The sequence below is a fragment of the Nostoc sp. FACHB-892 genome (genome assembly GCF_014698795.1).
GTDB lineage: Bacteria > Cyanobacteriota > Cyanobacteriia > Cyanobacteriales > Nostocaceae > Nostoc.
Genome location: NZ_JACJTR010000022.1, coordinates 34162 through 54490, shown reverse-complemented (window position 1 = coordinate 54490; position 20329 = coordinate 34162). Strand labels below are relative to the sequence as shown.

Genomic DNA, 20329 nt, shown 5'->3' with positions numbered 1-20329 from the left:
CATTTTTTTATTCATCATCCACATCTGATTCCTCTACCCATTCAGCTGAAGTTATGGAATCGGAGAATTCTGGTGAATCTTCTGCAAAACGAATAATTTGTCCGTTGAAAAATTCTGCTAGACGTTGAGCTGCGATCGCTACTTCATCAACTTCCCAATCAGGTGTAGGTGTTGGCTGTGGCGGTGGAGGCAAAGTTTTCGCCCCATTTCCATTTACACCATTTCCATTTACATCATTTCCATTTACACCATTTCCGTTCTTTGCTGCTAACTCGGTTTTTTGTGGTGCTGGTGATGGAGTTACTGGCTGCGGTACTGGCGCTGGAGGCGGAATTTGCTGGTTATAACTGGGAGTTGGTGGCTGCTGAGGGCGAGTAGAGTCTTTTGGGGGAAGATTTTTTTTAGCTGAGGTAGAGTTTGAAGCACTTCCTTTTTCTAAATTTATCTGGATTTCACGCTGGAAAGTCTGCTGGAAAGCTGCCGTAATCATAGGTAGATAAGATTTCCCCTTGTCATACCATGCCTGTTTGATCGCAATTCGCGCCACAACACCGTCGAACTCTACGAGTTGGCTCATTTGACGCAGCATTTCTTGCCTTGATTTTGGCTGGAGATTAGCAAGCACCTGTTGCCAAACCTGAGTTAAGTCATATTCTGCTTCCTCAACAACTTCTGAAGTTACTGGTTCAAGATTCGCAGGTAACACAGGAACAGCTACAGATTCTGGGCTTGGTGGTGAAACTAAGTTAGCAACAGAATTGTGATTTGTTTGCCGTTCAACTGGGGGAGATGAAGTGACGGGCTGATTTTGGGCAGTCGCTAGATGATGGTTTGTAGCCACTGAGCCTTGTTGTTCGCCCAGAAGCGCAGAATTATGATTTGTTTGCGGTTCAGCTACCGGTAAAGGAGAGATTACATGATTTTGGGTAACTGCTGGAGGATATCTTGGAGATACAGCAGGTATGTTAACTCGCGGCGCGACACTTGGGGTTTGTAGCTGAATATTTGTCGCACTGGGTAACAATCCTAGTAATGCCACTTCCAACCACAAACGCGGCTGGGTGCTATTTTTAATTTGCACTTCCGCTTTTCGCAGGTGTTCTTGTCCTGCCAAAATCGCGCTCATATCGAAGTATTGAGCAAACTCAACCAGCGCTGTCCAGGTTTGCTGAGTACAAGCAACTAAATCATGACGATTAGGTGCGGTTTTAGCAATGAGTAAATCGCGGTAGAAGGCGGCAAGATTTTGCAGAAGAGTTAGGGGTTCTCGACCACGATCTAGAATTTTGTTGGTACAGTCTAGAACAGCTTCGGGTTTATCTTGAGCGATCGCATTTAAAAGGCCCAACAAGTCATGTTCGCTTACTGTCCCCACCAAATCCCAAACTCTATCCGGTGTAACTTCACCCGCTAACAAGCCCAATTGGTCAAGTAAACTTTCGGCATCTCGTAACCCTCCCTGAGCAAGTTGGCCTACCAGGGTTACAGCGTCGGGTGAAATATGAATATTTTCTTTAGATGCGATCGCACTTAAATGCTGAACCATCGCCTCTAATTGAATGCGTCTAAAATCAAACCTTTGACAGCGTGAAATAATTGTTGGTAATACCCGTTGCGGGTCTGTTGTCGCCAACACAAAAACTACGTGCCTCGGTGGTTCTTCTAGCGTTTTAAGTAACGCGTTGAATGCCTGGGTACTTAGCATATGGCATTCATCGATTACATAAACTTTGTAGCGACACTGCACAGGAGCAAACTGGGCTTTTTCAATCAACTCGCGGATATTATCGACACCAGTGTTACTCGCGGCATCGATTTCAATTATGTCTAAGGCGTAGCCCTTAGTGATCCCCTGACAAACTTCACATACGCCACAGGGGTCAGCAGTAGGCTTGTCACTTTTGAGACAATTAAGAGATTTAGCCAGAATCCGGGCACTAGAAGTTTTCCCCGTACCTCTAGGCCCAGTGAATAAATAGGCGGGGGCAATTTTGGATGTGCCGATCGCATTCGTGAGGGTAGTAGCGATCGCCTCTTGGCCCACTAGTTCAGCAAAACTTTTGGGACGATATTTGTGGTGCAGGGGTTCGTAAGACATGGAAAAATAGACTTCAATGCCTTTCAAAGTTAATTACTAGCACCGAGTCGAGTTTGGGATTCAATTATTTTAAACTCTCGTACCTGCTTTGTTTATCGATGCCGCCATACTGCTTACACTCAACTAATGCCGTCAATTTTGGCACTCAGGAGAGCAAGCAACTAGATCATATTTTTTACTATGATTTCAACATCAATATATCGGAATTATAGCATAGCATTTAGTACATTTGTTCTATCAATGAGGTAGGGAGATGAGGAAACAGGGGACAATAACTCTTGACTAATGACTATACATTTTGTTGAATGAACTAGCGTCATAGCCTAGTGCGATCGCTACAATTTTAGGATAAGCAAAACTCGATGGTGCAGCAGATGCTCAAGCGGCTATTTCAATGGTTTAAAAAGCTTTTTCAGAGCTTGTTTGGTGGAAAACAGACTGTTTCAAAATCTAGGGGGAATGTGGAAAGAAAACCAGCGCCACCCCTAAGCGATACGGATCTGGAATTTCTCTTTAACGAACTGTTGGAAGGAGTACATCAAGCACGAGGGGAAGAGTGGGCCCGGAAGTGGTTGCATAATATTGAACATCGCATCCCAACTGAACGCTGGGTTGAGTGGTTAGGGCGCTTGGGTGAAAGATTGCTGGCATCACCCACGCCCAATAATGAAATAGCTGCGCGGTTAGTGCAACTGGGTGAGTTGGGCATCGGAGAAATCGGAGATGTTGCCTATAGTATTGGGATGCAGTTGTTGACACGCAATCAAGGTGAGCCAATTTGGGAATATGAAGGGCCAGATGTTCTCAGCACAACTTTGCCATCTGAGCCAACCGCCCTAATATCAGAGTCAGCAGATGCGCCAGAAAACCTTCCAGAAGGAGAATACCAAACTGTCACCCTAGAAGAGTTGTTTGTGATGTTACAGCAGGATGAAAACTTACGCCAGCAGATTGCTCAACAGCTTGGCGTTGAGACAGATGACCCACAAGTGCTTGTCCAGGCATTGATTAATCAATTATATCCTGCTGGTCAATTGACTACAGAGCAAACAGAAAATTAACTGCTTCGCAAAGCAAAACTCAAGAGTTGAATCTGGGAATTGTAACGTTGTAATGCTATGCTCTTGTAGTTTGGTATATTTTTTGCTAATTTGCGACGAAAGCGCTGTCCTGATCTAATGGATTTTTACGTAATTGATGATTTTTTTAACACAACGATGGCTACAATCTAGAAAAACAAAATCCAAGAGTGTGGCAGATGCTCAGGCGGATATCGCAGTCGCTTAAAAGGTTTTTAAAGCGCCTCCTTGAAAGTAAGCAGGGTAATTCTCTCAAGGGTGCGAGAGGACACAATCTGGTGGAGGTACTACCAGAACTAACCAATGCGGATCTGGAACAATTATTTATCCAATTGTTAGAAGGCGTGCATCAAGCACGAGGACGACAGTGGGCATTGAGGTTTCTGCAACGAATCGAAAATCGGGTTCCGCCTGAACGCTGGATAGATTGGTTGGTGATGTTTGGCGAAAGTTTGCTAGCTTCACCTACACCAGATCCTCTTTTAGCAACAAAGATGGTGCAATTGGGGGAACTTGGTGTTGGCAGAATTGGCGATGTTGCTTATGACATTGGCATCCGGCTGATGCAAAACTTACCTACACAGATAGAGTATGAGGACAATCAGACGCAAGAAGAGGTAGAAACTACTCCTGGGCAAGAACTAAGCCGCGATTTGGGCGAACAGTTATGGGAGCATGATGAGCCAAATGTCATAGAAATCACTCCTGGGCAACAACTAATTCGCAATTTGGGCGAGCAATTATGGGATTATGATGAGCCAGATGTTGTCGAAATCACAACCGATGAAGAAATTCTCTTAACTTCGCCTGGACAAGAGCTAATTCGTAGCTTAGGTGAAGAGTTATGGGAATATGATCTGCCAGATATTGAACCAATAAAGCCAGCGCCTGAAAACGCCACTTTTGAGGAAATATCGTCCGGGAATTTAGAGGAAATGGCATTGGAGTCTGAAAGGGAAGATACCCAAACCACGATCCTCGAAAATTTCCCTCTCCCCGCAGCCGAAGATTCAATCACCTCATTAGCCCAGCTAAAGTTCGGCGATGAAGAGGAGGTTACTCCAATTACAACAAGAGCAAATCTCCTTTCCACTAGGCAAAGAACTGAATTAACAACATCTGCCTCGGAAGAAACCTGGGATAACACTCTGACGCATTTAGAGGCAAATGTGGCTTATACCCTGGATCAGTTGTGGGTAAGGTTGGATCAAAGTACCAATTTAATCCAGCAACTTGCTTCTAACTTGGCTGTTCAAGGTAGTACCCCAAGTTCCCCAGGTATTATTGAGCGACATAGCGATAATCCGATTACCAACGCTCAAGGGTGGTTTTACCAAGGTCTAAGCCAAGCGAAAACAGGTGATTTGTTAGGTGCGATCGCATCTTACGATCAAGCTATTGAACTTCAACCTAAATCTTCAGAATATTGGTTTAACCGAGGCTTGACGCTGTTCCATTTAGAACGTTTTGATGAAGCGATCGCATCTTACGAAACCGCCACACAACTGAAGCCCGACTTCTACAAAGCTTGGTACAACCGGGGTGGAACTCTGGGAGAATTAGGATATTTTGAAGAAGCGATCGCTTCTTTTGACAAAGCCATAGAAATCAAGCCAGATTACCAAGAAGCTTGGGCTAGCAAGGGTTTGGCACTGCTGAAGTTAGGTTGGCTACCGGAAGCTATTTCTAGTTATGACCAAGCGCTACATTTGGAACCAGAAGACCAGGAAAACTGGTATCACCGAGGCATAGCCCTAGCTGTCGGCGAACAATTTACAGAGGCGATTATATCTTACGACAGAGCTATAGAAATTAACCCAGAGTATCACGAAGTTTGGATAGACCGGGGTGTAGTGCTGTTTAATTTAGGAAGATGGTCAGAAGCGATCGCTTCTTGGGATAAAGCCCTTTCAGTTCAAGCTGACTTCTACTTAGCTTGGTACAACCGGGGTATAGCGTTAGACAACTTAGGCCGCCGCCAAGAAGCGATCGCCTCCTATCGGCAAGCGATCGCCATTAAACCCGACTTCCACCTAGCTTGGTATAATCAGGCAGTAGCATTGTTTTATTTAGAACAGTTTGCTGAAGCGATCGCCTGTTATGACAGTGCTTTGCAAATTAAACAAGATTATTGGGAAGCTTGGATTGGTCGGGGAACTGCGATCGCTAATTTAGTAGATGCTGACGCATTGCTAATTTCGAGTAGTATAACAGCGACAAATCCCGCCTTACAACAGGGCGGCTACGAAGGGAAATTAGCCAGCTACGAGGAAGGGTTAAAGCATCTGCGAACAGATACCCACCCAGAAGGTTGGGGTAGATTGCATTTTGCGATCGGTAATACTTACTACGACCAAGGCAAAAAGAATACTAATCCCCGCGATTATTGGCGCAAAGCTGCATCTGAGTACCATCAGGCGCTGTTAACCCTGACACTAGAGTATTTTCCCCAGTTCCACCTAGAAGTTTTACAATCTCTAAGCAAAGTGCTGATGGGTTTGGGACAAACAACACAAGTTCAAGAATTGCTGCAACGCGGTACAGATTTGTTGCGACAATTATTGAGTGAAGAAACTCGCTCAGACGAAAGTAAAAAACAGCTAGCTCTAAAATTTGCAGGTTTTGGCCAATTGGCAGTTGATTTAGCCGTAGAGTCCGGTGATTTAGTTGAAGCTTGGGAAATTGCCGAACAAGGTAAAAATGCTTGTTTAAACTGGCTGCTCTCTGGCTGGAATGATAATATTTACTCACCTTATTATGGGGCAATTCAACAACTATTCAATCCCACAACAGCAATTATTTACTGGCATATTAGTCCAGTTGCCCTACATACCTTCATTCTCAAAGACCAAGCGCCATCACCGATCCTCCTATTTACACCCATGCAAGATACTGGGGCAATACCTTTAGGAGAAGATGCAATTCTTCTAAATGAATTACCCTTACCTGAAGCAGTGCAACGCCTAATTGAATTTGAAACTTGGCTAGAAGATTGGGAGCAACAATATCAAGAATATCGCACCACGGCCCAAGATAAAGAAAGTAAAAGTCAGCATTCTTGGCGAGTTGATATGGAATACAAGCTGTTGCAACTGTATGAAATCTTGAATATTTCCACAATTGCACAGGAACTCGAAGGCATCACCCAACTGGTTTTAATTCCACACCGTGATTTGTACAGATTGCCCATTCATACCCTTTTCCATCTTTCTTCCCCATCACAGGAAGAATTGCCGAATGTGGAGTCAAATTTCGCTGTTACCTATCTACCTAGTGCCCAAATAGGTTTATCAATAAGAACTGAAGATATTTGGCAGTGGCAAAATCAATTATTGCTAAGTGTTGAACATCCCGAGAGTACAGGTTCTCCCACACCTAAATTTGCCAAACTTGAGTCTGAAGTTGTTAGCCAGATGTTCAATAATATCCAACGAATTCAGGGAGTAGAAGCTACAAAAGAGATTGTCGAAAATGCCTTTTTTGATAATTACAACATCTTTCATTTTACGGGTCGTGTAACTAATAATTTAGCTGAACCTAAAAAATCAGAATTAGCATTAGCAGCCGAAGACAGACTTACTCTAGATGAAATCTGCCAACAAAATCTAGCAAGTTACAACCTTATTACTCTATCTGCCTGTGAAAATTTAAGTACTAGCAAGCACACTATCAGCAGCGAATATATAAGTTTAGTGACTGGTTTTGTGAGTCAGGGTGTTCCTCATGTAGTGAGTACTCTTTGGAGTGTAGAATCTTCGGCTAGCGCCTTGATCATGATAGAGTTCTATAGAAGATTACAGCCTAATAAATCAGCAGTTACTGCCTTAGCTGAGGCAACACAATGGCTGAAAGAACTAACTGCTGGGGAACTGACAAAATGGTATGAAGATATCTTGAATAATCTGCATCCTGAAGAATTACGAATTCAAACTTATTTAGCGACACAAGTATATAGAAATAGTAAAATGGCATCAGATAAAAATCTTTATAATCATCCTTACTACTGGGCAGCATTCACGATTACAGGTAAGCCGAATTAATCTTTTGAAACTTAGTCAAAATAATTCATAAATAATAATTAGTAGGTTAGGTTGAAGAACGTAGCAAGATCCCTGCATGGTAACCCAACATTTCCGGTCTTTGTTGGGTTGCGTATTGGTTTATAACCCTTAATTAAGCCTAATCTAGCTCCCTGCGTCCTTCCAATGCCCTTGCCAGGGTCACTTCATCGGCGTACTCCAAATCACCACCTACAGGCAAACCAAAGGCAATCCGCGTTACCTTGGTAAATGGTTTCAATAGCTGACCGATATACAGGGTTGTTGTTTCCCCTTCTATACTCGGACTAATTGCCAGAATCACTTCTTGAGGTTTTTGCTGACTCACTCGGCGCTGTAAAGCCAGTACAGTCAACTGTTCTGGCCCAATTCCATCAATTGGCGAAATTACCCCACCCAAAACGTGATATTTGCCTTTGTACTCGCGGGTTTTCTCCAGCGCAATCACATCACGAGGATCTGCTACGACACAGATAGTATTGTTGTCACGGTTGGCATTGCGGCAGATTTCACAAACAGGTTCAGCAGACAAGTGAAAGCAAACAGAACACAAGCCGATCTGTTTTTTTGCCTCAATCAGCGCTTGTGCTAAAGCTTCTACTTCTGCTTCTGGTCGCTTTAAAATATGCAAAGCCAGTCGTTGGGCAGATTTGGGACCAACTCCTGGTAGGCGTTGCAATTGCTCAATTAACCGTGCTAAAGGGCGTGCGTAAACCGTTGTCTTATCTCCAGAATGTTTTTACCTTAACTATGATGACATTCCTACAGACTTTTGGAAGGGAGCGTTGATGATTTAGTGATGAATCGCATCTAGAGACACAATTCATCAGGTTTTATGGTTTTATCAACCAGGCGGCCAGCTCAACTGCCGTCCTCCTAAAATATGCAGATGTAAGTGGTAGACTGTCTGGCCACCATCATCACCAGTGTTGATGACAACTCGATAACCGTTTTCCAGTCCAGCTTCTTTTGCAACACGTTTGGCGGTTAACAAAAGATGCCCCAATACAGCATGATCCTGAGATTCAGCATCAGCTAGTGTGGGAATGGGTTTTTTGGGAATGACGAGGATGTGAACAGGCGCTTGGGGGTGGATGTCTTTGAATGCCAGGGCTAAATCATCCTCATAAACAATATCAACGGGAATTTCCCGCCGAATGATTTTGCTGAAAATCGTTTCTGTAGTTTCACTCATACCAATCTACCTACTCATCTGCTAGAGATTTTAAATGTTTATTGTGCTGACTAGATCATCTACACAACAAAATACTCTTTTCTGTGATAAAGTTTTCCATAGATAATATTTGTACAACCGCACTATCCAGACAATAATTACAATCTGACATTATTAATATTTATAGGCTCGCTTAAAGTATAAAATTCTCAATGCTATCGAAATCCAGCCTATGCAAAAGATGAATAATGTTCGGCTGTTTGCTAATTTCTACAACATCAAAATGGCTAAGTCAAAATACCAAAATTATTCCTTCCGTGGCTTTTAAAACAACCTACTAGGAGAAAGTTTTTAATTACGTACCTGCCTTACCTAGCATTGCCTTTTCTTTATAACTGATGGAGCTTGAAGGTCCTAAGGTGTTAATTAAAAAACATACCCAACAATATTGATTATTTACATACCATAAGTTGCAATAGATATATTGATATTGATACGCCAAATGTCTACGAAGAACTACTATTATTTTGTCAATAGGACAGTATGCTTAATCTACAATGATAGTGCTATACCTTTGTAGTTGAAAATTTTCATAAACCACAAAGCCAACTTTTGCAACACAACCGTATTTGATGGCTAAATCAATTGTTTCAACAAAACGGCTTAGTAGCCAGTTAATCCACTGGTTGCTTGAAGAAGACCGAGGAGAAAAGGAAGGCCCCTACCGCAAGGAAGAACCACATCGCCAACATCCTTGGTGGCAGGTGATGTGCTTGACTGGTGTAGATTATTTTTCAACCCTTGGCTATCAACCTGGGATTGCAGCACTAGCGGCTGGCGCTCTTTCTCCTTTAGCTACCTTAATTCTAGTTTTGCTGACGCTCTTTGGAGCATTGCCAATCTATCGGCGCATTGCTGCCGAAAGCCCTCATGGTGAAGGGTCGATCGCAATGTTAGAGCGTTTGCTCCCTTGGTGGCAAGGCAAATTACTTGTGCTATGCTTGCTCGGGTTTGTGGCAACTGACTTTATTATTACCATTACCTTGTCAGCTGCCGATGCCACAGCCCATATTATCGAAAATCCGCTTACCCCACATTGGCTTCACAATCAGACGATCGCAATCACCCTGATATTAGTTGTATTACTAGGCGCAGTTTTCTTGAGAGGTTTCCGAGAAGCGATTGGTATTGCAGTATTTTTGGTGGGAGTTTATCTGCTGTTAAACTTCATTGTGACTAGCGTCGGTTTGTATCAGATTTTAACTCACCCAGAAGCGATCGCTAACTGGCAGACTGCAATTTTTACACGCAATTCCAATCCTTTTCTACTAATCGGCATAGCTCTCCTTATATTTCCCAAGCTAGCGCTAGGATTGTCAGGTTTTGAGACTGGCGTGACCGTTATGCCCCTTGTTGAAGGTAACAGCAGCGATACTCAAGAGCATCGCAAAGGGCGGATTCGGAATACACGCAAGCTGCTTACCAGTGCTGCTCTAATTATGAGCTTCTTTTTGCTTACCAGCAGCTTTATAACCACTCTACTGATTCCAACCGCAGAATTTGCATCTGGGGGCAAAGCCAATGGACGGGCCCTTGCCTACCTGGCACATCTATATCTAGGCGATGGCTTTGGCACAACTTACGATTTAAGTACTATTTCCATTTTGTGGTTTGCAGGTGCATCTGCAATGGCAGGGTTGCTGAATATTGTGCCTCGGTACTTACCACGCTATGGCATGGCACCCAATTGGGCACGAGCAACGCGACCTTTAGTGTTAGTCTACACAGCGATCGCCTTTGTTGTCACAATTATCTTTCGGGCAAACGTGGAAGCCCAAGGTGGGGCTTATGCAACTGGTGTGCTTGTGTTAATTACCTCAGCCGCCTTTGCCGTAACCTTATCAGCCCACCGTCACAGACAGAAGCGGGCAAGACTCGTTTTTGGCATTATCACACTGCTATTTATATACACCACTATTGTTAATATCATCGAAAGACCAGAAGGCATTAGGATCGCTGGGTTATTCATCGGTGCAATCATTTTTACCTCGCTGGTTTCTCGTGTTTGGCGTTCAACAGAACTGCGAGCAGAGCGGATTGAAATTGACGAACTTGCTAGCCAATTTCTTGCCGAAGAGAGCCAAGGGGAAATACGACTGATTGCAAATCGGTTAAATAAGGGCGATGTCCTAGAATATTTTATGAAAGAGAAAGAGGTACGCGAGGATAATCATATTCCACCCAACGATCCAATTCTTTTTCTAGAGATTCAGGTATCAGATGCTTCGGAGTTTGCGGATGTCATCAATGTAAAAGGGGTACAAGTTGGTGATTATCGCATCCTCCGGGCTGAGAGTGCAGCAGTACCTAATGCGATCGCGGCTTTACTGCTTTATATTCGTGACCAAACAGGTAAGATTCCCCATGCCTACTTCGGCTGGGCTGAGGGCAACCCAATACAATATTTACTACGTTTTATCTTGTTTGGGGAAGGCGATATTGCTGTGGTCACCCGTGAAGTGCTCCGTCGGGCTGAAAAGAATCCCCAGATGCGTCCTGGCGTTCATGTCGGCGGGTGAGAAAGAAGAGCAGCGGAGGCAGGGGGGAATTTTAGAAGTTGCCAAATTATCGCGCTTTCTCTGCAACGCTAGAAAATTTATAGCGATTCTCATTTGAATGAGTACTGGCTAGGGACAAAGCATTGTCGTGTACCTACGAGTATCTGTGTTATCTGTATTGGGCTATAGTAAAGCTCAAATAACTTCAGGAGTACTTACAATGAATCAGATACAACTGACTTTAACTATTGGTTACCTGTTAATGACATGTTATTTTTTAATAAATTGGTTAATATTCTCCCTACGTCATCCTGCTTCCACTCCAGAAGACAAATTTTTATCGGTTGTAATGTTTTTGGTCACAACTATCTTCTGGCCTTTAATGATTCCAATGGCTTGTTTAGAAATGGTTCAAAAAAAGCAAATAGACTTTAATAAAATGGTTCCTGTTCTATTAGCAATATTTGTATTTAGTATTTCATACTATTTTACTGAATAATTCATAATTAACCGTCACCAATTGCATACAAAAATAGAAGCCGGAGGGTTAACTTGTTAGCCTCCGACTTCTTTATGCAACACACTACCTTCACTTCTTAGGCAGTCTATTTATTAATTTGAAATATCCTAACGCCGTCTGCTGCCGAAACCAGTTGAGCGGCGGGGTGCTGAACTACGTCCACTACCAAAACCACTACCAGAATTACGTCTGGGTGAAGTGGCTCTGCCAGAGGGTCGCAACGTGCTACCACCAAAACCAGAACCAGAAGGACGGTTATTACCAGTAGTGCTACGCGGTGCATTGCGTACAGTTGAATTACCAGGATATGACCTTCTAATTGTCCCTGTATTGCGGAACGCAGTGCGATTTCTCACGGCTGCAGGTTGTGTATTGTAGCGAGTTTGATAGCTTTGAACTGCTTGGCCATAGCTTCCGCCATATCCACCAAAACCAGTCAATCCTTGACCTGATTGATAGACAGGGGGTACATAATACTGAGGTCTAAACAACATACTACCAATTGCCTGACCCGCCAAGCTACCAGCCACAGACCCAGCAAATGGTGCCCAGAAGCTATTTTCTCGACGGACTACAACCGTCTCTTGTTGTCCTGTTTGAGGATTGACTTTATTCTCGGTAACATTGTGGACGTACTCGATTTTAAAGTCTTCCGTAAGATATAAAATAGGTTGTCCATTTTCTACCTTCAGATAGGTTTTCTTGCCCTGCTTGATTTCATCATCAGTTAACCGTGCCATTTGCAAATTTTCGGTTGCAAAGGTTGGGGGATTATTGTTAAGCAAAAACAAGCTGTATTCACCAGTTGCATCGTCGTATGTAGCTTGCTGTATTTGATACTCTCCGTCACTCAGCTTGGTGTTAGGAGAAGTTTGGCTAACGTTCTTAGCTGGAGGGGTAGTGGTATTTTGCTCTCCTCCCCCACAGGCTACTGTTGTCAGGCACAAACTCATAGCTAAAAAAACGGCTGTAAATTTACGCACTATGGTCATGATCATTGGATTATTGTCCTATCTCCAAGCTTAACAATTTCTCGATATGAGTAGTAAGTACGGACTACCCAACAGATTACAAAGGAATCAATTCTGGATAATATTGCAACAGTTGGTCGCTAGTGAGTTCATCGCCTAATTGTGCTGGCGAGAAATGTACTTGGATTGCTTTCAATCTATGTTTATAATGCAAATTTATCAATGCTTTCAATCCTTCTTTCAGTGCTTGAACGTTAGAAAGATCAGTTTCTAGCTCTGGTACTTCTCCTTCATAAGCTACTGTAAGCATCACAATGACATTGCGGGTTACAGGTATAGATAAAGGTTCATTCAATCCAGAGCCAGAACTATAATCTGGTTCACTGAGATATCTTTGGGCAGAGTCAGTAAATAATTCATTCACGTAATCTCCTGCCTCGCCTTCATCAAAAAATACGTCACCTTCGTTAGCAGCAGAAAGCCAATATTCATCGTATTGCAGTAAGGTTTGGCTAATTTCTACTAATCCTTCTCCCAAAACTTCTAAATCACCATCGGCATCGATCGCATCTCGTCCTGCACTATTTAATACTCCCAAAATTGGTGCTACTTCACCTCCCCCTAAGTGCAGAAATAGGCGAAAGACTACATAGCGAGTTCGACCAATCATTCTATTAAAGCTATCGCGCATTCTTTCCTCCAAATTTCATTTTTTTCATTAGTAATTAGTTTTATAAATAATATCTAATATCCCATAACTAATAACTAATATTGTGAAATCCTTTGACAAAATCCATAACCATATTCAACGATGGTAATATATATTTTGTTGCTTCACTAGAGTTATCATCATAAGCTGGAGCATTGAGAGCAGAGCGATTAATAAATCTTTTTCCAAAATGAGGATTGTCATGGGCAATCAAAGTGTGGGCGCTGGAATTCGTTAAAATTATTTGGGTTGGCGCTTTACAAAAATTTAATTTTGCAGCTACTTCGATATTTTTTTTCATCTGTTTAATTGTTGTAGCCTGACTCATCGCTTGCTCTATAAGAATATTTAATTCTTTCACGCTCTGGGGTGATTTTAGCGATTTTAAATTTTGGTTTGCAACAACTTCATTGTTAATCATTTCCACCATTCTGGAAATATTCTTTTGGGTAGATACCGCATCTAGAAAGGGAAGAATCACAATGTAAGCAGTAGAAAATAATGCTTCATCACTATCTAGATGAAATGTGAAAACAGTTCGACGACGCCCACTTTCCATGCTTGGGGGTTGTTTCAGCCCCCGGTATTCCTGAGCAATTTGATAATAAGCACCAGCAAGAGCAAAATTGGCTTCGTGTTCTAGGGCGGCATCAACAATAATTCTGATTGTTGGCGGTGTTTCGTTAAAAAAATCTCGTGAGTCTTCGGCATGGAAGTTTTGGATAATGGAGCGATCGCCTGCGGGGCTAAGATCAACCCATTCACAAATCATACCTTCGGTTTTTAAACCAAATCTGGAGGTAGCATAAAGCTTTGCTCCTGTTAAAGTTGCCCCTGTTAAATCAGCACCAATCCATTCCGCCCTAATTAATTTGACCTGAGTTAAATTTGCGTGGATGAAAATTGTATTCGTTAAATTGGCATTGCTTAAATCTGCGCCACTTAAATTAGCTCCGCTCAACTTTGCGCCGCTCAAATCTGCCCACCGAAGATTTGCACCGCTCAAATCTGCCCACCGGAGATTCGCTCCACTCAAATCTGCTCCGCTCAAGTTAGTATGGCTGAGATTCGCTTGTCTGAGTTCGGTGTCTCGCAAGTTTGCACCGCTCAAGTCACAACGACTGAGGTCACTAGCATTTAAGTTAGCCATCTCCAAGTTGGCTCCCGTTAAAGAAGCGCCTTTTAAGACAGCCTCACTCAAGTTAGCGTGGCGGAGATTCGCTTGGCGGAGTGTTGCTTCTCGCAGATCGGCGCTGGTGAGATTAGCCTCCAACAGGTCGGCGCGACTAAGGTCAGCACGAATTAACTCGGCACGAATCAATAAAGCTCCTCTAAGTTGAGCGCGACCTAGATCCGCTCGAATCAAATTAGCGACGTTGAGACTAGCGTTGTTCAAGATGGCGCTACATAAATTCGCGCCACTTAGTCTTGCTACATTCAGCTTGGCATTGCTCAAGTTAGCTTCACTCAGATTCGCGCCGCTCAGGTTGACTATACTCAAATTAGCATTGCTAAGATTCACCCCACTGAGTTTGGCCCCACTCAGGTTAGCTTCTGCAAGGTCAACACCATTAAAGTTTAAGACTCCTGCTGCGTATTGTTCCAGTAATTCCTCTACAGTCATTGATGCTACCCCTTGGATGCCAACTTTAATAGTTGGTAAAGTCATAAAAACGGAATGTCAAAATCAAAAATGAATATTGGGATTTTAGGACTGGGACTGATAGGCGGATCTTTGGGTTTTGATTTGCGATCGCAAGGACATCATATCTTAGGAGTCAGTCGCCGTGAAGCCACATGTCAAAAAGCAGTTGCTCTCGGCAGTGTTGATCAAGCATCCGTTGATCTGAGCCTGTTGGCAGCCGCAGAGGTTGTATTTATTTGTACACCTCTAGCGCTTATTGTGCCCCAATTTGAGCAGATGATCGCTCATTTGTCTGCTGCTACTGTCATAACTGATGTGGGATCGGCGAAAGCAGAGATAGTTAAGGCAATTTCTCCCCTCTGGGATAATTTTATCGGCGGTCACCCAATGGCGGGAAGGACAGACAGTGGCATAGAAGCTGCACAGCGAGATTTATTTGTTGATAAACCTTATGTGCTGACACCAATAAATACAACACCAACTAGTGCAATTACGGTTGTGGAAGAAATTGTGCGATCGCTTGGGGCTAATATCTACTATTGTCAACCTGAGCAACATGACCGCGCTGTTAGTTGGATTTCTCATTTACCTGTAATGGTCAGTTCCTCGTTGATTGCTGCTTGTTTGAGTGAAACTGACCCCGATGTTTTGGAATTAGCTCAAAAGTTAGCTAGTTCAGGCTTTCGGGATACCAGTCGTGTAGGTGGTGGGAATCCAGAGTTGGGTGTGATGATGGCACGGTATAATCGTCAGGCACTGCTGCGATCGCTGCAACAGTATCGTCACAATCTCGATGAGTTGACTAACTTAATTGAGCAAGAAGATTGGGCAGTTTTAGAGCAAAAGTTGAAATTAACAGGGAAAGCACGACCTGATTTTGTTGATTAGTTTTAGGGTGCGTTACGTTATTAATAACGCACCCATTTAAACATTTGGTAAGTTCATTGCTTATTGGTTATGAATGCTTTTTGAGCTTGTTGATCAAGTCGGGTGGATGCTTCTGGTTAAATCAATAAATATAGCCATTCAGTAATTTTGACAGCAAAACCTTTACAAAATGCTACTCAACAGTTTTATAATCACCAAACTGATGTACTATACAGATAAATTTACAAAAATAAACAATGGTAGAACGCCCAATCAAGAAATCGGAACGTCAGTCCCAAGGAAGCGCTGACAACAATTCCGAAAATACGGATTCTATACCTCCTATTGAATCCAACCCCAAAAGCTCAAAACCTCGTAATCGCTCGTCTGACAAAGGAAAAAAAGCATCATATGGGGAAGAAAACAGACAACAGGGGAATCCTGCTCTAGCACGTGGCCCAAAACCTGTTAAACCTCCAGTCAAAGTCCAAACAGAAGAACTTGAAACCGAATCAGAACCTACCTCTGAGGAGCCTCAAGAGTAACATTACAAGTGCTGCGTGTGATGTGGGAAGTCGCAAGCGTATGAAAACTAGGATTTCTGTCTTGAAGGCAGTTATCATAGCCCACATCACCATTGGGTTATTTTGATATTTAATGTTTTTACTCAATTTCTGTAACTAGCCATTGCCACTCAGTGACTACAGTATTAGATATGTTGAGAACCAATTGCTGTCCACTAGAGAGTGGCACATAGACTTTGAGTGCATCAGTTGTTGGTAATTTAGGCAAGATATCAGTTAAGTTATATTCGCCTACATTAGGGACGGGTGCAGTTAAAGCATATGCATCTGATGCATTCAGTAATTTTCCTGCTGCTGTCTCAATCAATAATGGTTGGGTGTGAGCAATTTCAACAACACCCGGAAAAGCAACTAAGCGCAACCGTAAGTCTTTTACCGGACTGCTGTAATTCTGTTTGAACAGTAGCACTTGCCAAGCATATCCTTTTTCATCCTTGATAGATACTTGTGAGTGGTAGCGTAAGACATCAGGAGAATCATGGTGTTGACGCAGCATTGCTTGTACTGGCTGTACACTCCATCCACATACAGTTAACGCTAGAAATACAACTAGGGCACAACGCCAAAAATATTGTTGGAATTTTCGCTTCATGTGACGAAATAAATCTGCATAAGAATGATAATCGTGGTAGTGGAGGGAGAGGCTGCTGTAGCTAAAGTTTCGGCGTTGCTGATTAAGAGTATGAATTTATCTCATGCAGAGGCGCAAAGTCTGAGAGAGTAAGAGTTTGAAATCTTTGATTTTTTAATTTCATACTTCAATTCAGCAACGCCAAAGTTTCTTCATGTTTATATCTCTGTGGAATAGATGTGTATCAAGCACTCATGGGTAAATAAATTTGGCTCTCCCAGACTAGTTATAAAAAAATAATACTTGATATCGGGTTAAATGCTTATATAGTAAGGGTTCAAGAAGAACAAAGCATATTTTTATTAAATCTTTGATTTATTTTAGACAAACCTTGTTATATCAATTGTTTTAGCCGTTTATTGGTGTTAATTTATCAACGCAAGTTTAGCAGAGCCATAAATTTTTACCTCTGCAATGAGGTATTCGCTCCCGGTAGAAAGACTTTCAATTGCCGGGTGAGAAGTTTGGAACCAGAGCAAGGCGGCACAATTCAAGCGATCGCTCTAACTACTAGTTTAGCTTGGAGGGATAAAAGCCTGTGGGGCAATCCTATAAGACTTGTCTGTAAACAATAGCACGAGTTTGGAGTATCACTGCATCTCTACTCTGGTCACACCAAACTTGCTGGAAATCGACTTCTACCTTTCTCCACAGGATGACGCTAGCTAAACAAGCGATTAAACTATGGATAATATCAAGCAAGTGTTGCTTTTAGCACCACTTACCTAAATTTAATTTCATTGTTACATCTAAAATCTCATCCTGCTATATAAATATCGATTATGTCAGTGTATCAAGGAAGTTGTGGGGAGACCGCCGATTTGATTATTGGTGTTCACAACCAAGAAAAGCGCGAATTACAAGCAAATTCTGCTCCTGTAGGTGCTCTTGCTACCAGACAAGGATCTTTTTCCACGTTTCTTGCTCCCCTGACTCAAGATACTTTTAAACAGGTTGTTAAGGATGTCGAGCAAAAATTACAGATTGTCCATCAAACCCTATCAATGCTGGATTCTCAGGGTTTTGAAACTCTTCTGCAAGAAATGTTGCATTCGATAACCTTGAAAACCGGCGAATTACTGGGGGCAGACCGGACGACAATATTTTTGTTGGATGAGGAAAAACAAGAACTCTGGTCAATTCTAGCTGAGGGGGAGGGCGATCGCTCTTTAGAAATTCGCATCCCCGCAAATAAAGGCATTGCTGGGGAAGTCGCCACCTTCAAGCAAGTTATTAATATTCCCTTTGATTTTTATAACGATCCGCGATCGCATTTTGCCCAAGAACAAGAAAAAAGAACTGGCTATCGCACCTACACCATGCTGGCTTTGCCATTGTTAAATGAACATGGGCAATTAGTTGCAGTAGTACAATTACTGAATAAATTAAAATCTGCGAATAATCCCGATACTCCACTTGCAGAGCGCATTGATACTAAAGGTTTTATCTGTGCTGACGAACAATTATTTCAAGAATTTGCCCCTTCGATTCGCCTGATTTTAGAATCCTCGCGCTCTTTTTATGTCGCCACCCAAAAACAAAGAGCAGTGGCGGCGCTGATGAAGGCGATCAAGTCTTTATCTCAAAGCAGTCTCGACTTAGAAGACACATTAAAGCGGGTGATGGATGAAGCCAAGGAACTGATGAATGCTGATCGCAGTACATTATGGTTAATAGACCGCGATCGCCATGAATTGTGGACGAAAATCACCCAGGATGATGGTTCAACTAAAGAGTTGCGAGTTCCCGTAGGTAAAGGCTTTGCTGGTCTAGTAGCGGTTTCTGGCAAGAAACTGAATATTGCTTTTGACTTGTACTACGATCCTGACTCAGAGACAGCCCAACGACTAGACCAGCAAAATGGCTATCGCACCTGTAGCTTGCTTTGTATGCCAGTGTTTAACGTCGATCAACAACTGATTGGCGTTACCCAACTCGTAAATAAAAAGAAAACTGGAGATTTTCCACCTTATAATCCAGCCGATTGGCCCAAAGCTCCTGACTGCTTCCAAGCTAGCTTTGACCGCAACGATGAAGAATTCATGGAAGCTTTTAATATTCAAGCGGGAGTAGCCCTGCAAAATGCTCAGTTGTTTGCCACAGTTAAGCAACAAGAACAAATGCAACGGGACATTCTGCGTAGTCTTTCCAATGGAGTAGTTTCCACTGATAAAGCCGGGTTAATTATCGCCGCCAATGAAAGTGCCAAACGTTTGCTAGGGCTGGAGCCAGAAGAACGTTTAGAAGGCAAATTAGTTACTGATGCAATCGGCATCAAAGAAGGCGACTTTAGCAAGTGGTATCAGGATGCTTTACATGCAGCCGACTTAAAAGGCCGCCAGCAGTATTACCCCGATCGTACACTCCTAACCACTGGTACAGAACAGCACAGTATCAATTTATCGATTAACACAATAGCTGATGCTAGCGACCAAGAACAAGTCCGTGGGGCGCTGGTAGTGATGGAAGATATCAGTGATGAAAAGCGGCTCAAGAGTACAATGTACCGCTACATGACTCAGGAATTAGCTGAAGAATTGCTGAAATTGGATGATGCCAAACTAGGAGGCGATCGCAAAGAAGTTTCGATTTTATTTTCCGATATTCGCGGCTACACCACTTTGACAGAAAACTTGGAAGCAGAAGAAGTGGTGAGTATGCTCAATGAATATTTTGAATCGATGGTGGAGGCAGTCTTTAAACATAAAGGCACCCTTGATAAATACATTGGCGATGCGATTATGGCTGTGTTTGGTTCTCCCCTACCTTTGGAAGAACACGCTTGGATGGCAGTGCAAACATCCTTAGAAATGCGCCATCGCCTGCACGAATTTAATCAACGTCGTTATGCAGATAATAAGCTTGGAATCAAGATCGGCATTGGCATTAATTCTGATACCGTGATCAGTGGGAATATTGGCTCTAGCAAGCGGATGGAATTTACTGCCATTGGTGATGGCGTTAATCTTGGTTCTAGACTAGAAAGCGTTAGTAAACAGTATGGTTGCGATATTATTATTAGCCATAACACTTTTAAACCATGCCAAGATCATATTTGGGCTAGGGAACTCGATTACATTCGTGTCAAAGGTAGAAATGAGCCAGTAGCCATATATGAATTACTAGGTTTGCGTTCCAATCCTATTGAAAGCGAAAAATTGCAAGTGATTGAGCATTATCACAAAGGACGCGAGTATTACCTCAATCGCCAGTTTTCCCTTGCTAGAGCCGAGTTTGCCAAAGTTTTGGCAGCAGATAGCCATGACAAAGCTGCTATGTTGCATCTGTTGCGTTGTCAGCATTGGTTACAATCACCCCCAACAGATTCAGATTGGGATGAAGGAGTCTGGACGTTTCAGGAAAAATAACTGGTCAAGTTGCTTCTCTACGAGACGCTGCGCGAATGCTCCAATTAAAAATTGATAATTAAAAATT

General features: G+C 42.7%; 14 protein-coding genes. 7 read left to right on the top strand and 7 right to left on the bottom strand.

What is annotated here, in order from left to right; all coding sequences use genetic code 11:
- Positions 1 to 7 precede the first annotated feature (7 nt).
- Positions 8 to 2098 (bottom strand): DNA polymerase III subunit gamma/tau, encoded by a 2091-nt coding sequence (locus H6G96_RS24925; protein ID WP_190914496.1) that lies wholly within the window; start codon positions 2096 to 2098, stop codon positions 8 to 10.
- 374 nt (positions 2099 to 2472) lie between these two features.
- Between H6G96_RS24925 and H6G96_RS24920 the strand changes: the two genes are divergently transcribed.
- Together H6G96_RS24920 and H6G96_RS24915 are read left to right on the top strand one after the other, a co-directional pair.
- Positions 2473 to 3159 (top strand): hypothetical protein, encoded by a 687-nt coding sequence (locus H6G96_RS24920; RefSeq protein WP_190914608.1) that lies wholly within the window; start codon positions 2473 to 2475, stop codon positions 3157 to 3159.
- Between the two features lie 197 nt (positions 3160 to 3356).
- Positions 3357 to 7217, top strand: coding sequence for a tetratricopeptide repeat protein (locus H6G96_RS24915; protein WP_190914494.1), 3861 nt, complete (start codon positions 3357 to 3359; stop codon positions 7215 to 7217).
- 139 nt (positions 7218 to 7356) lie between these two features.
- On the opposite strand, the gene recR is transcribed toward H6G96_RS24915, so the two are convergent.
- Both recR and H6G96_RS24905 read right to left on the bottom strand, forming a co-directional pair.
- Positions 7357 to 7914 carry a recombination mediator RecR gene (recR, locus tag H6G96_RS24910; protein ID WP_199339735.1) on the bottom strand — a complete coding sequence of 186 codons (558 nt, stop codon included), beginning with the start codon at positions 7912 to 7914 and terminating at the stop codon, positions 7357 to 7359.
- Positions 7915 to 8079: 165 nt separating this feature from the next.
- A complete protein-coding gene (locus H6G96_RS24905) occupies positions 8080 to 8430 on the bottom strand; it encodes a histidine triad nucleotide-binding protein (protein WP_190731152.1) in 351 nt (116 codons plus the stop codon).
- Between the two features lie 611 nt (positions 8431 to 9041).
- On the opposite strand from H6G96_RS24905, the gene H6G96_RS24900 reads away from it, so the two are divergent.
- Both H6G96_RS24900 and H6G96_RS24895 read left to right on the top strand, forming a co-directional pair.
- Positions 9042 to 10988 carry an amino acid transporter gene (locus H6G96_RS24900; protein WP_190914492.1) on the top strand — a complete coding sequence of 649 codons (1947 nt, stop codon included), beginning with the start codon at positions 9042 to 9044 and terminating at the stop codon, positions 10986 to 10988.
- A 199-nt stretch (positions 10989 to 11187) separates the two neighbouring features.
- Entirely contained in the window at positions 11188 to 11466 is a 279-nt protein-coding gene (locus H6G96_RS24895; RefSeq protein ID WP_190731150.1) for a hypothetical protein, read from the top strand.
- 128 nt (positions 11467 to 11594) lie between these two features.
- On the opposite strand, the gene H6G96_RS24890 is transcribed toward H6G96_RS24895, so the two are convergent.
- The 3 genes from H6G96_RS24890 to H6G96_RS24880 all read right to left on the bottom strand — a co-directional run bounded on the left by H6G96_RS24890 (position 11595) and on the right by H6G96_RS24880 (position 14791).
- The gene (locus H6G96_RS24890; RefSeq protein ID WP_190914490.1) at positions 11595 to 12485 is read right to left on the bottom strand and encodes a hypothetical protein; all 891 of its coding nucleotides are present in this window, start codon (positions 12483 to 12485) and stop codon (positions 11595 to 11597) included.
- Between the two features lie 70 nt (positions 12486 to 12555).
- On the bottom strand, positions 12556 to 13149 hold the full coding sequence (locus H6G96_RS24885) for a DUF1517 domain-containing protein (RefSeq protein ID WP_190914488.1): 594 nt from the start codon (positions 13147 to 13149) through the stop codon (positions 12556 to 12558).
- A gap of 67 nt (positions 13150 to 13216) precedes the next feature.
- Complete coding sequence (locus tag H6G96_RS24880; RefSeq protein ID WP_190914604.1) at positions 13217 to 14791, bottom strand: pentapeptide repeat-containing protein; 1575 nt, start codon at positions 14789 to 14791, stop codon at positions 13217 to 13219.
- 69 nt (positions 14792 to 14860) lie between these two features.
- Here H6G96_RS24880 and H6G96_RS24875 point away from each other — a divergent pair, with 69 nt between their 5' ends.
- The gene (locus tag H6G96_RS24875) at positions 14861 to 15700 is read left to right on the top strand and encodes a prephenate/arogenate dehydrogenase (RefSeq protein ID WP_190914602.1); all 840 of its coding nucleotides are present in this window, start codon (positions 14861 to 14863) and stop codon (positions 15698 to 15700) included.
- Positions 15701 to 15936: 236 nt separating this feature from the next.
- A complete protein-coding gene (locus H6G96_RS24870; protein ID WP_190914486.1) occupies positions 15937 to 16224 on the top strand; it encodes a hypothetical protein in 288 nt (95 codons plus the stop codon).
- 118 nt (positions 16225 to 16342) lie between these two features.
- Here the strand turns inward: H6G96_RS24870 and H6G96_RS24865 are convergent, their stop codons facing one another.
- Positions 16343 to 16855: a DUF3122 domain-containing protein gene (locus H6G96_RS24865; protein ID WP_190914484.1), complete on the bottom strand. Its 513-nt coding sequence runs from the start codon at positions 16853 to 16855 to the stop codon at positions 16343 to 16345.
- Positions 16856 to 17676: 821 nt separating this feature from the next.
- On the opposite strand from H6G96_RS24865, the gene H6G96_RS24860 reads away from it, so the two are divergent.
- On the top strand, positions 17677 to 20262 hold the full coding sequence (locus H6G96_RS24860) for an adenylate/guanylate cyclase domain-containing protein (RefSeq protein WP_190914482.1): 2586 nt from the start codon (positions 17677 to 17679) through the stop codon (positions 20260 to 20262).
- Positions 20263 to 20329: the final 67 nt, after the last annotated feature.

What these genes read in the sequence shown, in the direction of transcription:
- H6G96_RS24870 (WP_190914486.1), top strand. Translation starts at nt 15,937, where the DNA reads ATGGTAGAACGCCCAATCAAGAAATCGGAACGTCAGTCCCAAGGAAGC.
- H6G96_RS24890 (WP_190914490.1), bottom strand. Translation starts at nt 12,485, where the DNA reads ATGATCATGACCATAGTGCGTAAATTTACAGCCGTTTTTTTAGCTATG.
- H6G96_RS24915 (WP_190914494.1), top strand. Translation starts at nt 3,357, where the DNA reads ATGCTCAGGCGGATATCGCAGTCGCTTAAAAGGTTTTTAAAGCGCCTC.
- H6G96_RS24920 (WP_190914608.1), top strand. Translation starts at nt 2,473, where the DNA reads ATGCTCAAGCGGCTATTTCAATGGTTTAAAAAGCTTTTTCAGAGCTTG.
- H6G96_RS24880 (WP_190914604.1), bottom strand. Translation starts at nt 14,791, where the DNA reads ATGACTGTAGAGGAATTACTGGAACAATACGCAGCAGGAGTCTTAAAC.
- H6G96_RS24895 (WP_190731150.1), top strand. Translation starts at nt 11,188, where the DNA reads ATGAATCAGATACAACTGACTTTAACTATTGGTTACCTGTTAATGACA.
- H6G96_RS24900 (WP_190914492.1), top strand. Translation starts at nt 9,042, where the DNA reads ATGGCTAAATCAATTGTTTCAACAAAACGGCTTAGTAGCCAGTTAATC.
- H6G96_RS24875 (WP_190914602.1), top strand. Translation starts at nt 14,861, where the DNA reads ATGAATATTGGGATTTTAGGACTGGGACTGATAGGCGGATCTTTGGGT.
- H6G96_RS24865 (WP_190914484.1), bottom strand. Translation starts at nt 16,855, where the DNA reads ATGAAGCGAAAATTCCAACAATATTTTTGGCGTTGTGCCCTAGTTGTA.
- H6G96_RS24860 (WP_190914482.1), top strand. Translation starts at nt 17,677, where the DNA reads ATGTCAGTGTATCAAGGAAGTTGTGGGGAGACCGCCGATTTGATTATT.
- H6G96_RS24885 (WP_190914488.1), bottom strand. Translation starts at nt 13,149, where the DNA reads ATGCGCGATAGCTTTAATAGAATGATTGGTCGAACTCGCTATGTAGTC.
- H6G96_RS24925 (WP_190914496.1), bottom strand. Translation starts at nt 2,098, where the DNA reads ATGTCTTACGAACCCCTGCACCACAAATATCGTCCCAAAAGTTTTGCT.
- H6G96_RS24905 (WP_190731152.1), bottom strand. Translation starts at nt 8,430, where the DNA reads ATGAGTGAAACTACAGAAACGATTTTCAGCAAAATCATTCGGCGGGAA.